Here is a 14,878-nt window from a genome sequence, read left to right on the forward strand (position 1 = left end):
AATAAATAGAAGGTGAAGGTTATGGCCGCGAAAAAACTTAATATTAAAGATAAATATCGCTTACTAACGCGGGATCTTGATTGGGAATTCTCTTATCAAGATCGTAAACAAGCATTTCCATTTGAGGAATTTGAAGGTATCAAAATTACCGACTGGTCCCAGTGGGAAGACCCTTTCCGCTTAACTATGGATGCTTATTGGAAATATCAAGCCGAAAAAGAGCGCAAGCTGTATGCGATTTTTGATGCCTTTGCACAAAATAATGGTCAGTTAAATATTTCTGATCCGCGTTATGTCAATGCGTTAAAAATCTTTTTAACAGGCGTTTCTCCGCTAGAATATCAAGCTTTTCAAGGCTTTGCACATACAGGGCGTCAATTTAGTGGTGTGGGTGCGCGTGTTGCATGCCAGATGCAAGCGATTGACGAGTTACGCCATGTGCAAACCCAGATCCATGCTATGAGCCACTACAACAAATTCTTTGATGGCTTGCAAGACTGGTCACATATGCATGATCGGGTATGGTACTTGTCGGTACCCAAATCCTTCTTTAATGATGCACGCGCCGCAGGCCCTTTCGAATTTATGGTTGCGATTGGGTTTAGTTTTGAATACGTACTCACCAACTTGTTATTTGTGCCTTTTATGTCAGGGGCGGCTTATAACGGGGATATGGCAACAGTGACCTTTGGGTTTTCTGCACAATCGGATGAAGCACGCCATATGACCTTGGGTTTAGAGGTGATTAAATTCCTGCTAGAGCAGCATGAAGATAATATCCCCATCGTACAAAAGTGGATAGATAAGTGGTTTTGGCGAGGCACGCGCTTGCTGACGATCGTCGCTATGATGATGGATTACATGTTGCCTAATAAAGTGATGAGCTGGAAGGAAGCATGGGAAGTCTATTTCGAAGAAGCCGGCGGCGCCTTATTTAAAGATCTGGCACGTTATGGAATTCGTATGCCGAAATATGCGGATCTCATTGAGCAAGAAAAAGAACACATTTCCCACCAAGCATGGTGGACCTTCTATACCCATGGTCATGCTGCTGGTTTCCACACTTGGATTCCAACGGATGAGGAATTGGATTGGTTGAGTGAGAAATACCCGCATACCTTTGATCAATATTACCGTCCACGCTGGGAATTGGCCAAAGCCATGGAAGCCAAAGGCGAACGCTTTTATACCAAGGCGTTACCGCAACTTTGCACAACCTGCCAAATTCCTATGTTGTTTACTGAAATGGATGATCCGACCCAGATTGCTTACCGTGAATCCTTATACCAGGGAGAGCGTTACCACTTTTGCTCAGATGGTTGTAAGGACATCTTCGATGAAGAGCCGGAAAAATACATTCACTCTTGGTTACCTGTGCATCAAATTTTCCAAGGCCAATGTGGCGGCCCTGAGGTTGAAGACATCCTGCGCGATTATTACCGCATGAATGTAGGCGCAGATAACCTAGATATGAAAGGTTCTCCAGATGAGGCACGCTGGAAGCTGTGGAAAGGTGTGGCTTAGATCTTTTAAATGCCAGTATAAAAATAACAAGCATGAAGGAATACCAGTATGCCAGTACGTGCAATAACGCCCGATTATTGTGGTGAGATGAAAGATAAGGTAGAGAATTTTCATGGTAACCAAATTGTGTATGTCGGCTGGGATCATCATTTAATGTTTTGTGCGGCTTTTGCTTATCCGCTTCCCCCAGAAACGCCTTTTCGTGTGTTGCGGGATCAGGTGATGCCGGAGGCTTTCTCCTTGCATCCGCAATGGGAAAGTATCGACTGGGAACAAACGACTTGGTTACTCGATGGTGCGCCTTTCGTACCTCAATTGGATACTGGATTACAAGCGCAGGGCATAGGTCATAAATCCTTATTGCGCTTTCAAACCCCTGAACTCAAAGGCTATCAAAATGCTGGCGTTTAGTGGCTAGCAGGCAGAGAAAACCAAGAGGAAAATCCGATGAGTTATGAAGTGAGAGTGGAGCCGACAGGGGATCTGATTCAAGTCGACGAGGGGCAAACCATCTTGGATGCCGCCTTGCGTCAGGGTGTGTGGTTGCCTTTTGCTTGTGGTCATGGAACGTGCGCAACCTGCAAAGTACAGGTATTAGAAGGGGATGTGGACGTTGGTGCGGCTTCTCCTTTTGCCTTGATGGATATGGAGCGGGACGAAGGCAAAGTATTAGCCTGTTGTGCGATCCCAGAGTCTGATTTGGTGATTGAAGCCGATATTGATGTGGACGCAGATTTTCAAGGGTATCCAGTACAAGATTTTTTAGCGACGGTTACAGAAATCCGCACCCTGTCGCCACGGATTAAAGGCATTTATTTTCAGCTAAATCAGGCGATGGATTTTCAAGCCGGTCAATATGTGAACCTGCAACTACCGGGGATTACCGGCACGCGCGCTTTCTCAATTGCGAATCCGCCTTCAGATAACCAAAAGCTAGAGCTACATGTCAGTTTAGTTCCTGAAGGTGCAGGGACCACTTGGTTGCATGAGCATCTACAAGTGGGGGATGTATTGCCAATTTCTGGGCCTTATGGACAGTTTTTTGTGCGCAAATCTGATCCTCAAGATGTGATTTTTATTGCTGGAGGTTCTGGGTTATCGAGTCCGCAATCCATGATTCTTGATTTACTCCAAGCTGGAGATACGCGGCAAATTTATTTATTCCAAGGCGCGCGTCATTTAGCCGAGTTATATCAAAGGGAATTTTTGCAAGCTTTAGCGGATCAGTATCCTAATTTTCATTATATTCCTGCACTTAACGAGCCGCTGGAAGAAGACCACTGGGAAGGATTCAAGGGCTTTGTCCATGAAGCCGCACAGGATTACTTTGCCCACCAATTTAGTGGTCATAAAGCTTATTTATGTGGTCCGCCTGTGATGATTGATGCGGCTATTACCGCCTTAATGCAAGGGCGCTTGTTTGAGCGTGATATCCATATGGAACGTTTTGTCACTGCCGCTGATGGTGCACAGACGGGTACTCGCTCCGCCTTATTTAAGCGTATCTAAGTTTCTGAATAGGATTTTTGACGGCGGTATTTAGGTTCTCATATTAAATAATCTGCTTATCCAGAAAATCTTAAATGAGGTGGGCTATGGCGGATGTTGTGCTTAAAAGTCAGCCAGCAAAATACTGGATTCAAGTGCTTGCACCAAAGCAGGGGTTTTTTGCCGACCCACAACAAAGTGTGCTAGCAGCCATGGAAGCAGCCGGACAAGAAAGCATCCCTGTGGGGTGTCGGGGTGGTGGTTGTGGAAAATGCCGGATTCAGATTGTACAAGGCCAGTATTTCAGTAAGCGGATGAGCCGGGCTTGGATTTCTGCTGAGCAAGAAGCCCAAGGCAAAGTATTAGCCTGCCGTGTTTATGCGCGTACTGATTTAAACATTCAGGTAGATTCGCCTGAAATTGCCACAGCTTGCCTAGCACAGGCAGGCTAAACCAAGCGTTTACCAACCAATAAGTATAATAATTAATGAGGGACATCTGATGAAAAAAGGTGTAATGCGTCCAGGTCACATTCAAATCCGTGTGTTAGATATGGATGAAGCCCTAAAACACTATGTGGATTTATTAGGCATGATCGAGATGGATCGTGATGCCCAAGGTCGTGTGTATCTAAAAGGTTGGACCGAGGTAGATAAGTTTTCTCTGGTCTTACGTGAAGCTGACCAACCGGGAATGGACTTTGTTGGTTTTAAATGTGTGGATGAGGTGACTTTAGACAATTTGCAAGCCGATCTACAAGCCGCAGGGGTGAGTACACAAGAAATTCCAGCAGAAGATTTAAAAGATTGTGGTCGTCGTATTCGCTTTACGATTCCCACCGGCCACAGTTTTGAGCTATTTGCGACCAAAAAACAAACGGGTAAATGGGGCATTAATCCGCGCAATCCAGAAGCTTGGCCACGCGAGTTAAAAGGAATGAAAGCGACTCGTTTTGATCATTGTTTGTTATATGGGCCGAATGTAGCGGCAAGCGTGCAATTATTAACGCAAGTTCTAGGGATGGATTTGGCGGAGCAAGTCCTTGATCCTGAAGGTAAACAATTAGCAGGTTTTGTAACTGTCAGCATGAAAGCCCATGATGTGGCGTTTATTGAACACCCAGAGCCTGGCAAATTGCATCATGCCTCCTTTTTCTTAGAAACTTGGAATGATGTTCTGAAAGCCGCCGATTTGATCTCGATGACAGACACCTCTTTAGATATTGGGCCAACGCGTCACGGATTAACGCACGGACAAACCATTTATTTCTTTGATCCTTCTGGTAATCGCAACGAAGTCTTTGCTGGCGGTGACTATCACTATCCAGATCATGCCCCCGTGACTTGGGATGTAGAACAGCTCGGTAAAGCGATTTTTTATCATGATCGCCAACTTAATGAGCGCTTTTTAACCGTATTAACCTAAGGCAGCACCGCCCCAGCAAAAGGCTGGGGCAGAATTTAATCCATCAAAATTTATGGATATGCTTATGAAAGAATTTAAAAACTTTATTCAGGGTGAATTTGTCGCGACAGAGAAACAATTTGAAAACCGTAGCCCTGTCGATTACAGCCTGATTGGTATGGTACACGAAGCAGGACGTGAACAAGTCAATGCGGCAGTACAAGCGGCCAAACAGGCATTACAAGGGCCTTGGGGTCAACTGACACAAGCGCAACGTATCACCCTGTTGAACAAGGTAGCGGAGCGGATTAATGAGCGCTTTGAAGAGTTTCTAACGGCGGAATGCTTGGATACAGGTAAGCCTCGGCATCTTGCAGCGCATATTGATATTCCACGTGGTGCAGCCAACTTTAAGGCTTTTTCTGAGACTTTAGCCAATCATCCAACAGAAAGTTTTCGTTTGGATACCCCGGATACCTTAGGCGCGCTGAACCTTGGTCAGCGTACCCCCAAAGGGGTAATCGCTGTGATTGCACCTTGGAATTTACCTTTATTATTAATGACTTGGAAAGTCGGGCCCGCTTTGGCTTGTGGTAATACCGTGGTAGTTAAACCCTCGGAGGAAACCCCTGCAACCACCACCCTTTTAGGTGAGGTGATGAATGAATGTGGTGTGCCCGCAGGTGTTTTTAATGTGGTCCATGGTTTCGGTCCAGACTCTGCCGGTGCCTTTCTCACTGAGCATCCGCAAGTCGATGCTATCACCTTTACTGGGGAAACTCGGACCGGCGAAATCATTATGAAAGCGGCGGCTTGTGGCTTGCGCAATATTTCTTTGGAATGTGGTGGTAAAAATCCGAGCCTAATCTTCGCAGATGCAGATATTGAAAAAGCAGTGGAAGGCACTATGCGTTCTGCTTTTGTCAACTGTGGCCAAGTGTGTCTAGGGACGGAGCGGGTTTATGTGCAACGTCCTCTCTTTGAAAAATTTCTTGCTCGGATGAAAGAAGAGGTTGCCAAGCTGAAGCTGGGGCGTCCTGAAGATCCACAAGCTAATTTTGGCCCTTTGGTGAGTTTGGAGCACAGAGACAAGGTGGCGCACTACTATCAACTCGCGCAAAAAGAAGGGGCAAAAGTGGAGATTGGGGGCGGGATTCCAGACATGGGCGACCCTGAATTAAATCGTGGCGCTTGGATTGAGCCAACCATTTGGACTGGTTTACCAGAGACAGCACGCGTTATTAAAGAAGAGATTTTTGGTCCTTGTTGCCATATCGCACCTTTCGATACGGAAGAGGAGGTGATTGCTCTTGCGAATGCGACAAATTATGGCCTCGCAGCAGCCATCTGGACTGAAAATACCTCGCGTGCATTACGAGTAGCGCAACGTATTGAAGCAGGTTTGGTGTGGGTGAATTCTTGGTTCTTGCGTGATTTACGTACCGCCTTCGGGGGTGCCAAACAATCGGGCATTGGTCGTGAAGGCGGTGTACATGGTTTGGAGTTTTATACTGAACTCAAAAATATCTGCATCAAACTCTGAGGCTTTTGTTTATGGATCAACAACTTATTCAACAATGTGGCGACGAATTATTTGATGCGATGCAAAAGCGCATCACGTTAAAGCCTTTTAGCGAGCGTTTTCCCGAGATCACTGTGGAGGATGCTTATCATATTTCTCTGCGCATGATAGAGCGTCGGGTGGCCGCAGGTGAAAAAATTATTGGTAAAAAAATTGGTGTGACCTCAAAAGCGGTGCAAAACATGCTCAAGGTGCATCAGCCTGATTTTGGTTTTTTGACCGACAAAATGGCATATAGCCAGGGTCAGCAAATGCCTATCTCAGAGCAGCTGATCCAGCCAAAAGCAGAAGGGGAGATTGCTTTCATCCTCAAAAAAGATCTTTTAGGCCCAGGGTTAACCAATGCGGATATTTTAGCGGCAACAGAGGCGGTGTTGCCCTGTTTTGAAGTCGTAGATTCCCGTATCGAAAACTGGCAAATCAAAATTCAAGATACAGTTGCAGATAATGCCTCTTGTGGCTTGTTTGTGCTGGGTGATAAGGCAGTGAATCCACGGAGGCTGGATTTGGCAACGTGTGGCATGGTGGTAGAAAAAAATGGTGCCATCATCAGTACAGGTGCGGGTGCAGCGGCTTTAGGGAGTCCAGTGAATTGTGTGACTTGGCTGGCCAATACTTTGGGCCAATTTGGGATTCCTTTAAAAGCAGGTGAAGTCATTTTATCCGGTTCTTTGGTGCCTTTAGAGCCTGTGCAAGCGGGTGACTTTATGAGTGTGACCATTGGCGGTATAGGTTGTGCCTCAGTGCGTTTTGTCTGATCAGTTTGGCCACAGGAATCCCCATATGAGTAAGAAATTAAAAGCGGCCATTATTGGCCCAGGGAATATAGGCACGGATTTGCTAATGAAAATGCAGCGCTCTGAATGGATTGAGCCTGTATGGATGGTGGGTATTGATCCCGCATCGGAAGGGCTGCAGCGCGCAGCACAAATGGGTATAAAAACTTGCGCAACTGGGGTAGACGGTCTTTTACCGCATGTGATTCAAGATGATATTCGCGTCGCTTTTGATGCAACTTCTGCTTATGTTCATGCAGAAAATAGCCGCAAACTCAATGCGTTAGGGGTCATTATGATAGATTTGACCCCAGCGGCGATTGGCCCGTATTGCGTACCGCCGGTGAATTTAGCCGATCATGCTAAAAATCTGGAAATGAACGTTAATATGGTGACCTGTGGTGGGCAGGCGACCATCCCTATGGTGGCTGCAGTCTCCCGAGTGCAAGCGGTAGCCTATGGTGAAATTGTGGCTACGGTGTCTTCACGTTCGGTGGGACCAGGTACGCGCCAGAATATTGATGAGTTTACCCGAACGACTGCCGGTGCGGTGGAAAAAGTGGGTGGGGCCAAACAAGGCAAAGCCATCATTATTATTAATCCTGCAGAACCACCTTTAATGATGCGCGATACGATTCACTGCCTCACGGAAGAAATCCCAGATCAACAAGCAATTACTGAATCTGTGCATCAGATGGTAGCCGAGGTACAAAAATATGTGCCCGGTTATCGTTTGGTGAATGGTCCTATCTTTGATGGCAAGCGTGTTTCCTGCTTTATGCAAGTGGAAGGCTTAGGGGATTTCCTGCCCAAATACGCGGGTAATCTCGATATTATGACGGCGGCAAGTTTGCGTACCGCAGAAATGTTTGCCGAAGAAATTGCCCAAGGCGTTATTAGCCTGCCGGCGCGTCAGCACTAGGGAGTAGCCATCGATGAACTTACAAGGTCAATACGTCAAACTCCATGATATGTCCTTGCGTGACGGGATGCATGCTAAACGCCATCAAATCAGCCTTGATGAAATGGTGACTATTGCCTGTGCTCTGGATGCGGCGGGTATCCCCTTAATTGAGGTAACCCATGGTGATGGTTTAGGCGGTGCCTCTGTCAATTACGGTTTTCCGGCGCATACGGATGAAGAATATTTAGGGGCTGTGATCCCTAAAATGAAGCAGGCGAAAATTTCTGCTTTGCTTTTGCCTGGCATAGGTACAGTAGATCATCTGAAAATGGCCAAAGATTTAGGCGTTGCCACCATTCGGGTAGCGACGCATTGCACGGAAGCAGATGTTTCCGAACAGCATATTCGCTTGGCGCGCCAGATGGATATGGATACTGTGGGCTTTTTGATGATGGCACATATGGCCACCGCGGAAAAATTAGTCGAACAAGCGCGTTTGATGGTGAGCTATGGTGCCAACTGTATTTATTGCACCGACTCCGCTGGCTATATGCTGCCTGATGAGGTGACAGAGAAAATAGGCGCTTTGCGTCAAGCACTGCCGACAGAAATCGAGTTGGGCTTTCATGGTCACCATAATATGGCGATGGGGGTAGCGAATTCCTTAGCTGCGATCGAAGCCGGTTGTGCGCGCATTGATGGCTCTGTGGCCGGTTTGGGTGCAGGGGCAGGAAATACGCCGTTGGAAGTTTTGTGTGCTGTGTTAAAACGTATGGATTGTGACACTGGGATTGATCTATACAAGATGATGGACGTTGCCGAAGATTTAATCACCCCCATGATGGATCAGCCTATTCGTATCGATAGGGATGCGCTCACCTTGGGATATGCAGGTGTGTACTCTTCTTTTCTACTTTTTGCACAGCGTGCCCAGCAAAAATACGGGGTGGCCGCACGCGATATTTTAGTGGAGCTTGGGCGTCGTGGTACGGTCGGCGGGCAAGAAGATATGATTGAGGATTTGGCTTTAACCATGGCAAAACAACGGGGGCTTATCTGATGGTAGAAGCATACGAAAATCAGCTGACTCAAACACAGATTGCCGAGCTGGCGGCGCACTGTGAACAAGCTGAATTAGAAGCCTATGAAATTACTAAAATTACCGATGACTTCCCGCAGATGAGCTACAAGGATGCTTTCGATATCCAGTGGGAAATGCGTCGTCGTAAAGTCTCCCGTGGTCATAAAATCGTGGGCATGAAAATGGGGCTGACTTCTTGGGCTAAAATGGCACAAATGGGAGTGGAGCATCCCTGTTATGGCTTTTTGGCAGATTACTTTAGTGTGCCAGACGGGGGCGAGATTCGACATGATGCCTTGATTCATCCCAAGATTGAAGCTGAGTTGGCCTTTGTCCTTAAAAAAGAACTGAAAGGTCCTGGGGTGCATATTGGCGATGTGTTAAGTGCGACCGATTTTGTAATGCCTGCGGTGGAAGTCATTGATTCCCGCTATAAAGATTTCAAATTTGATTTAAAAAGTGTCATAGCGGATAACTCTTCTTCCAGCCGCTTTATCACAGGTGGCCGTATGGCAGAGGTTGCTGATGTGGATTTAAAACATATCGGCGTGGTGATGGAAATTAATGGTGAAGTGGTGCAAACCGGTGCAGGGGCTGCGGTACTTGGTCATCCAGCGGCATCGGTTGCTATGTTGGCCAATATGTTAGCAGAACGTGGCGAGCATCTTGCCGCTGGCAGCTTTATTATGATAGGTGCGATCACAGCAGCAGTGCAGGTGAATAAGGGAGATACCTTTAGCGTACGTTATCAGGGATTAGGAAGTATTAGCGGTAAATTTGTATAGGGATCTCCGTAGAATTTTATGTACCCTGCGTTTCGAACAATAACAATGAGCATTTCAAAGGGGATCTTATGAAGTCTATACCTGCCTATCTATTGACCGGTTTACTCGGCATTACCTCCTTAGAGGCAGCCTTTGCAGGCCAATATGTCCCTGGAATTGAGGGGGTGAAATCTGCTATTGCTCCCCCACCTGGTGTCTATTATCGCGGTTATTTAGTGCATTATGATGCGGATAAAAGCGATGCGTTGCCAGCAGAAAGCCAAGTGACTGTGGATGCATTAGCTAGCCGTTTTATTTGGATCACTGAGCAAGAGGTACTTGGAGGGCATTTAGGGTTTGAGGCCATTTTGCCTTTGGTCAATACTGACCTGCAAATAGGGCAAACGGTGAAAGATGAACAAACCAGTTTTGCTGATTTTTTCGTTGGTTCCTTGATTGGTTGGCATGGCGAACGTTGGCATAGTGTAGCGGCTGCCGGTGTGTGGAGTGCCACCGGATCAAGTAACCAGCCAGCGGATGCTGGTGCTGGCTATGCAGAAATTATGTTGACATTAGGTGGTACTGCGTATTTAACAGCCGATAAAGCTTGGTCTGCTTCTTTATTATCGCGTTATGAAATCAAGGATTCTAGCCAAGCCGAAGACGAACTTGTCGCTGAGTGGGGGCTAGGCCATCACCGAGGTTTATTGGATTTGGGCTTGGTGGGATACAGTCGTTGGGAGCTGGGCGAGGGCCAAGCAGAAACCCATGCACTGGGTGTCTCTGTAGGCTATTTCTGGCCGCAGCTGATGTTAGGGATTGATGCGGCAGCTTATCAAGAATATGAAGTCAAACAAGGCTTTGAAGGTGAAAAATTCCGGATTGCTTTGACTAAGGTACTTTAATCTGTGGTGAGGAGAAAACCGCATGCCGATTGCGCAAATTTACATCCTAGAAGGGCGCACAGACGAGCAAAAAGAACACCTGATTGCTGAAGTCAGTGCGGCCATGGCCAAGGCGTTACAAGCGCCTTTAGGAAATGTGCGTGTGATGATTACGGAAATGCCAAAACAGCATTTTGGCATTGCAGGTGAATCAGCAAAAAAATTAGGGCGTTAAGGTGCCCTAAGAATCTAAGCCCGAAACTTTCGGGCTTATTTTTTATTGAGAGGTTTGGAGGCTACGTTTTAAACGATAAGATAAAGCAGGGCGTGTTAAACCTAATAAACGTGCAGCAGCGGCAATGTTATTGGATGATTTTTGCATGGCTTTCTCGATTAAGACCTTTTCAAGGATTTCTAAATCAATGGCTTGCTCAATTAATTGATCCGCAATAGAAGATAAAAAATCCGTATCTTGTACCGGAGTTTCTAATTGTCCTGAATCCTGATTGAGACGTTGTGAGGGAGAAGACTCGCCTTGGTAAATACCAAATTTAGTACTAAATAAGTTCTGCTCAGTGATAAAATGACCTGCTTCGGTAATAATGACACCGCGTTCAACACAGTTTTCTAACTCACGAATATTGCCTGGCCATTCATAGTCTTGCAATGCAGCTAAAGCACGATCAGTAAAACCTAGAGTCGGCGATTTATACCGTTTTTCATATTTATTTCTAAAATGTTCTGCTAATAAGGAAATATCATTTTGCCGCTCACGCAAAGGTGGAATGACCACCATATAGGCATTAATGCGATAGAATAAATCTGAACGGAATTTACCTTGTTTTACCGCTTCGGCAAGATTTTCATTGGTTGCAGTGACAATACGGACATCAATATGACGGGTTTTCTCGTCGCCAACACGTTCTAACTCACCTTCTTGAATCACACGTAATAAAGCCGCTTGCGCGCGTGGTGATAATTCTATCACTTCATCTAGAAATAAAGTGCCACCATGTGCACGTTCAAAGCGTCCCAAACGCGTTTTGATGGCACCTGTATAAGCGCCTTTTTCGACACCAAACAGTTCTGATTCGATTAACTCGCTTGGAATAGCCGCGCAATTGACAGCCACAAAAGGGCCCTCTTTTCGCTGGCTCATGCTATGAACGCGGCGCGCTAAAACCTCTTTACCTGTGCCTGTTTCGCCAATTAATAGCATGGTGACATCTGAATTTGCGCCCTTATCTATCATAGCTAATGCACTGGTAAAAGGTGGTGCTTCACCTAAGGTTTTAGGCAGATTATCTGGATACTCTAAACTTTGTTCTAAATCGGCAATACGTGCTTGTAATTCGTAGAGCTCATCAATTAAAGGCGCTTCACGGAAAAAGCGGCTAAATTCTTCATGATCTGGCCACTCATTGGCAAGCTTGCCAACAATCGTACAAGCTGGGTCGCCTTGGCCTTTGCAGGTGAGTTCTCGAAATTGAATATCTAAACCAGAATAATAACTAGAGTATGCACAGGCATAACCTAATAACATCCAGCAAGCCGGTTCTTTTAATTGCCCAAGTGTGGTGCGGCAAATTTCTACTTCGAATGAGTCAATCCACTCAAATTCCGCATAGAAATGTTTGTTTTGTAAATCATACTCTAAAGCTTTAGGAATCACTTTGACCATGCCACGCAAAGAATGAAGTTGGGGTCCAGTTAAAAAAGCTTGTTCTGGGCTTGCATGAGGATTGATTTTTTTGGCAAGATCAGCGTCGCGCATCCCAGAATAATATCCAAGACGCATAAAAAACCCTTTGGCTCTGGCCATACCTAGGGTGGTAATAATTTCTTTTCTAAAACTAGAAAGGGCGCCTAATCCCATAAGCACAGTTCTTTGTTCAGCTAACCAAATTTTTCCTTCCTCGGGCTTAAATTCTAGCGTCTCGATAAGATGTTTAAGGTCTGGGAATTCAAGGTGATGTGTGCGCATGGGAGTCCTTATTATTATTTTTAGCAAGATTGAAAAAATAAAAGACTGTAAGGCAAATCAATAATAAAAATCTGCTGAATACAGAAATAATTTATATTACTGGATACCCAGCACACAGCCTATCTAGTTGCTGATGTAAAATCCAGCGTGTATAAAAGCACTTGCATCCTAGTGCTGATCTGCTACATTTCGCGGTTCACTTGCTTTAGTGCTTCAATACGGATTTTGTCTTTATGTATGCGCCTTTAATGCTGGATCTTGGTAGTACGCAAATCTCAGCAGTGGAACAAGCGATATTAGAACATCCCTGTGTTGGGGGGGTGATCTTGTTTGCACGTAATTTAGTCGACCCAGAACAGACGGCGGCTTTATGTCAGCAGATTAAAAATCTACGTCCAGATCTTTTGATTGCAATTGATCAAGAAGGAGGGCGCGTACAAAGATTACGCCAAGGCTTGACGGCGCTTCCGCCGATGGCCACTTTAGGCGCTTATTATCAAAAATCCCCTCTAGAAGCTATCCAAGCGGCGCATTTGCTCGGTTATTTGATGGCTGCGGAGCTTTTGGTGTTAGGTATTGATATCAGTTTTGCACCCGTGTTAGATAGAGACTATCAACGCAGTCAAGTCATTGGTAATCGTGCTTTTGCAAATCATCCTTGGGTATTAATCGCCTTAGCAGATGCCTTTATTCAAGGGATGCAAGCCGCAGGGATGCAAGCCACTGGTAAGCATTTTCCTGGACATGGTTATGTAGAGGCTGACTCTCATACAGATTTACCAGAAGATAATCGCAGTTGGGTACAAATAAGTGCTTGTTTAGCGCCTTTTGCGGCTTTAAGTGCGCGTTTAGGTGGGATCATGCCAGCGCATGTGAAATACACCCAATTAGATCAGCACCCAGCAGGATTTTCTGCTTTTTGGCTGCAGCAAGTACTGCGTCAGCAACTGGGTTTCCGAGGGGCAATTTTTAGTGATGATTTGAGTATGGAAGGCGCGCGAGAGGCAGGTGATTATTCACAAGCAGCGCGTGCAGCGTTACAAGCCGGTTGTGATATGGTATTGGTGTGTAATCAACCAGAGCAGGCGCAACAGGTACTTGCAGATTTACCTACTTTGCTAACAGAACTTACGTTTGCGCGTCAGTGTGCTTCGCGTTTGGCTTTAGCGAAAATGCGTGCGAGTGTACCTGTACGCACCTCTTTGACTTGGCAAGCCCAGTTAGATCAGCATTTTGATCGTGAAAAGTTAACCCGAGCCCGCGTGTGGGCAGCTCATTTGCTTGAGCATGATAAGACTCATTCTTGATAGGATATTCCTCTATGTCTGAAGCCACTTTGCAAGAGACAGTACAGAGCATGAAGCAGGTCATGCAAGAAGCAGATTGCTTATGTACACCTGAAGAAGTTAATGCCGCGTATGACCGTATGGCTGCGGCAATTAGTGAGCGTCTAGGGGATACCTTGCCTCTGGTGTATTGTGTCATGAATGGTGGCCTGATCACGACAGCGCAATTACTTACGCGTTTAGACTTCCCATTGGAAGTGGATTATATCCATGCAACGCGTTATCGTCGTGCTGTCAGTGGCGGCGAGTTACATTGGCGTGTCGCACCAGAAGTCTCCATGCAAGGACGGACTTTGCTGATTGTGGACGATATTCTGGATGAAGGCGCTACTTTGGCTGCCATTAAAGACTATTGTGTGCAGGAAGGGGCGCAAGCAGTTTATACCGCAGTCCTAGTAGATAAGCAGCATAATCGCAAAGCGCGTCCTGATTTGCAGGCGGATTTTGTTGGTCTACAAGTAGAAGATAGATATTTGTTTGGTTGCGGAATGGATTACAAAGGTTACTTGCGTAATCTGCCAGGGATTTACGCACCCAAGGGCTTATAATCTGCATCAAGGGGTAGCCTAGCTACCCCAATGAACCTGCTTTATTCGCTTTCGTTAAAAGCGCACACACCAAAAACAGGCACTTTTGCCGCGGCTAATTTTTCCCGACCCCCTAATTCGCTTAGCTCAACTAAGACGGCAGCTTCCACAACTTGTGCACCAAGTGCTTGAATTAATTCAATCCCTGCAAGCAAAGTCCCCCCTGTTGCTAACAGATCATCAATTAACAGGACTTTGGCCCCTGCAGCAAAAGCATCTGTGTGCAACTCAACTTCTGCTTGGCCATACTCTAGGTTGTACGCTGATTTCACTGTGCTAAAAGGTAATTTGCCGCTTTTGCGTACAGGCACAAAGCTGACCCCTAAAGCATAGGCGAGGGGGGCACCGATAATAAATCCACGTGCATCTACAGCAGCAACAGCATCCAAGTGCATACTCTGATAACGGTGTACGAGCAAATCAATCAGTTTGCGAAATTGGCTAGGGTTTTGTAAAAGTGGGGTAATATCACGGAAATTCACCCCTGTTTTGGGCCAATCACGTACAGTACGGATTTGCTGTTTTAAGTCTTGACTGTAAGGATGCATCTGAGG

The 14,878-nt window shown here is 46.0% G+C and carries 16 protein-coding genes; 14 read left to right on the forward strand and 2 right to left on the reverse strand.

Going from position 1 to position 14,878, the window contains the following annotated elements; genetic code table 11:
- Positions 1–21: 21 nt before the first annotated feature.
- The 12 genes from BMX05_RS06160 (at position 22) to BMX05_RS06215 (ending at position 10,642) form a co-directional block, all read left to right on the forward strand.
- A complete protein-coding gene (locus tag BMX05_RS06160) occupies positions 22–1,524 on the forward strand; it encodes an aromatic/alkene/methane monooxygenase hydroxylase/oxygenase subunit alpha (RefSeq protein ID WP_093309095.1) in 1,503 nt (500 codons plus the stop codon).
- Between the two features lie 48 nt (positions 1,525–1,572).
- Positions 1,573–1,935 (forward strand): phenol hydroxylase subunit P4, encoded by a 363-nt coding sequence (locus BMX05_RS06165; RefSeq protein ID WP_093309096.1) that lies wholly within the window; start codon positions 1,573–1,575, stop codon positions 1,933–1,935.
- A 36-nt stretch (positions 1,936–1,971) separates the two neighbouring features.
- A complete protein-coding gene (locus BMX05_RS06170) occupies positions 1,972–3,033 on the forward strand; it encodes an NADH:ubiquinone reductase (Na(+)-transporting) subunit F (RefSeq protein WP_093309097.1) in 1,062 nt (353 codons plus the stop codon).
- Positions 3,034–3,119: 86 nt separating this feature from the next.
- Positions 3,120–3,464 carry a 2Fe-2S iron-sulfur cluster binding domain-containing protein gene (locus BMX05_RS06175; protein WP_093309098.1) on the forward strand — a complete coding sequence of 115 codons (345 nt, stop codon included), beginning with the start codon at positions 3,120–3,122 and terminating at the stop codon, positions 3,462–3,464.
- 49 nt (positions 3,465–3,513) lie between these two features.
- Complete coding sequence (locus BMX05_RS06180) at positions 3,514–4,437, forward strand: catechol 2,3-dioxygenase (RefSeq protein ID WP_093309099.1); 924 nt, start codon at positions 3,514–3,516, stop codon at positions 4,435–4,437.
- Positions 4,438–4,501: 64 nt separating this feature from the next.
- Complete coding sequence (locus BMX05_RS06185; protein WP_093309100.1) at positions 4,502–5,959, forward strand: 2-hydroxymuconic semialdehyde dehydrogenase; 1,458 nt, start codon at positions 4,502–4,504, stop codon at positions 5,957–5,959.
- A gap of 11 nt (positions 5,960–5,970) precedes the next feature.
- Entirely contained in the window at positions 5,971–6,756 is a 786-nt protein-coding gene (dmpE, locus tag BMX05_RS06190; protein WP_093309101.1) for a 2-oxopent-4-enoate hydratase, read from the forward strand.
- 25 nt (positions 6,757–6,781) lie between these two features.
- Positions 6,782–7,696 (forward strand): acetaldehyde dehydrogenase (acetylating), encoded by a 915-nt coding sequence (locus tag BMX05_RS06195; protein WP_093309102.1) that lies wholly within the window; start codon positions 6,782–6,784, stop codon positions 7,694–7,696.
- A gap of 13 nt (positions 7,697–7,709) precedes the next feature.
- The gene (dmpG, locus tag BMX05_RS06200; RefSeq protein WP_093309103.1) at positions 7,710–8,738 is read left to right on the forward strand and encodes a 4-hydroxy-2-oxovalerate aldolase; all 1,029 of its coding nucleotides are present in this window, start codon (positions 7,710–7,712) and stop codon (positions 8,736–8,738) included.
- The gene (gene dmpH, locus BMX05_RS06205) at positions 8,738–9,544 is read left to right on the forward strand and encodes a 2-oxo-3-hexenedioate decarboxylase (protein ID WP_093309104.1); all 807 of its coding nucleotides are present in this window, start codon (positions 8,738–8,740) and stop codon (positions 9,542–9,544) included. The genes dmpG and dmpH overlap by 1 nt, the downstream gene beginning before the upstream one ends.
- Before the next feature lie 68 nt (positions 9,545–9,612).
- The gene (locus BMX05_RS06210; protein WP_093309105.1) at positions 9,613–10,428 is read left to right on the forward strand and encodes a SphA family protein; all 816 of its coding nucleotides are present in this window, start codon (positions 9,613–9,615) and stop codon (positions 10,426–10,428) included.
- Between the two features lie 22 nt (positions 10,429–10,450).
- Positions 10,451–10,642: a 2-hydroxymuconate tautomerase gene (locus BMX05_RS06215; protein ID WP_093309106.1), complete on the forward strand. Its 192-nt coding sequence runs from the start codon at positions 10,451–10,453 to the stop codon at positions 10,640–10,642.
- 42 nt (positions 10,643–10,684) lie between these two features.
- Here BMX05_RS06215 and BMX05_RS06220 read toward each other — a convergent pair whose 3' ends face one another.
- Complete coding sequence (locus tag BMX05_RS06220; RefSeq protein WP_093309107.1) at positions 10,685–12,391, reverse strand: sigma-54-dependent Fis family transcriptional regulator; 1,707 nt, start codon at positions 12,389–12,391, stop codon at positions 10,685–10,687.
- A gap of 233 nt (positions 12,392–12,624) precedes the next feature.
- Between BMX05_RS06220 and nagZ the strand changes: the two genes are divergently transcribed.
- Together nagZ and BMX05_RS06230 are read left to right on the forward strand one after the other, a co-directional pair.
- Complete coding sequence (gene nagZ / locus BMX05_RS06225) at positions 12,625–13,698, forward strand: beta-N-acetylhexosaminidase (RefSeq protein WP_245710502.1); 1,074 nt, start codon at positions 12,625–12,627, stop codon at positions 13,696–13,698.
- Between the two features lie 14 nt (positions 13,699–13,712).
- Complete coding sequence (locus BMX05_RS06230; RefSeq protein ID WP_093309108.1) at positions 13,713–14,285, forward strand: hypoxanthine-guanine phosphoribosyltransferase; 573 nt, start codon at positions 13,713–13,715, stop codon at positions 14,283–14,285.
- Positions 14,286–14,326: 41 nt separating this feature from the next.
- On the opposite strand, the gene BMX05_RS06235 is transcribed toward BMX05_RS06230, so the two are convergent.
- A complete protein-coding gene (locus BMX05_RS06235) occupies positions 14,327–14,872 on the reverse strand; it encodes an adenine phosphoribosyltransferase (protein WP_093309109.1) in 546 nt (181 codons plus the stop codon).
- Between the last annotated feature and the right edge of the window lie 6 nt (positions 14,873–14,878).

The sequence above is a fragment of the Allopseudospirillum japonicum genome, assembly GCF_900108915.1.
Classification (GTDB): Bacteria; Pseudomonadota; Gammaproteobacteria; order Pseudomonadales; family Halomonadaceae; genus Pseudospirillum; species Pseudospirillum japonicum.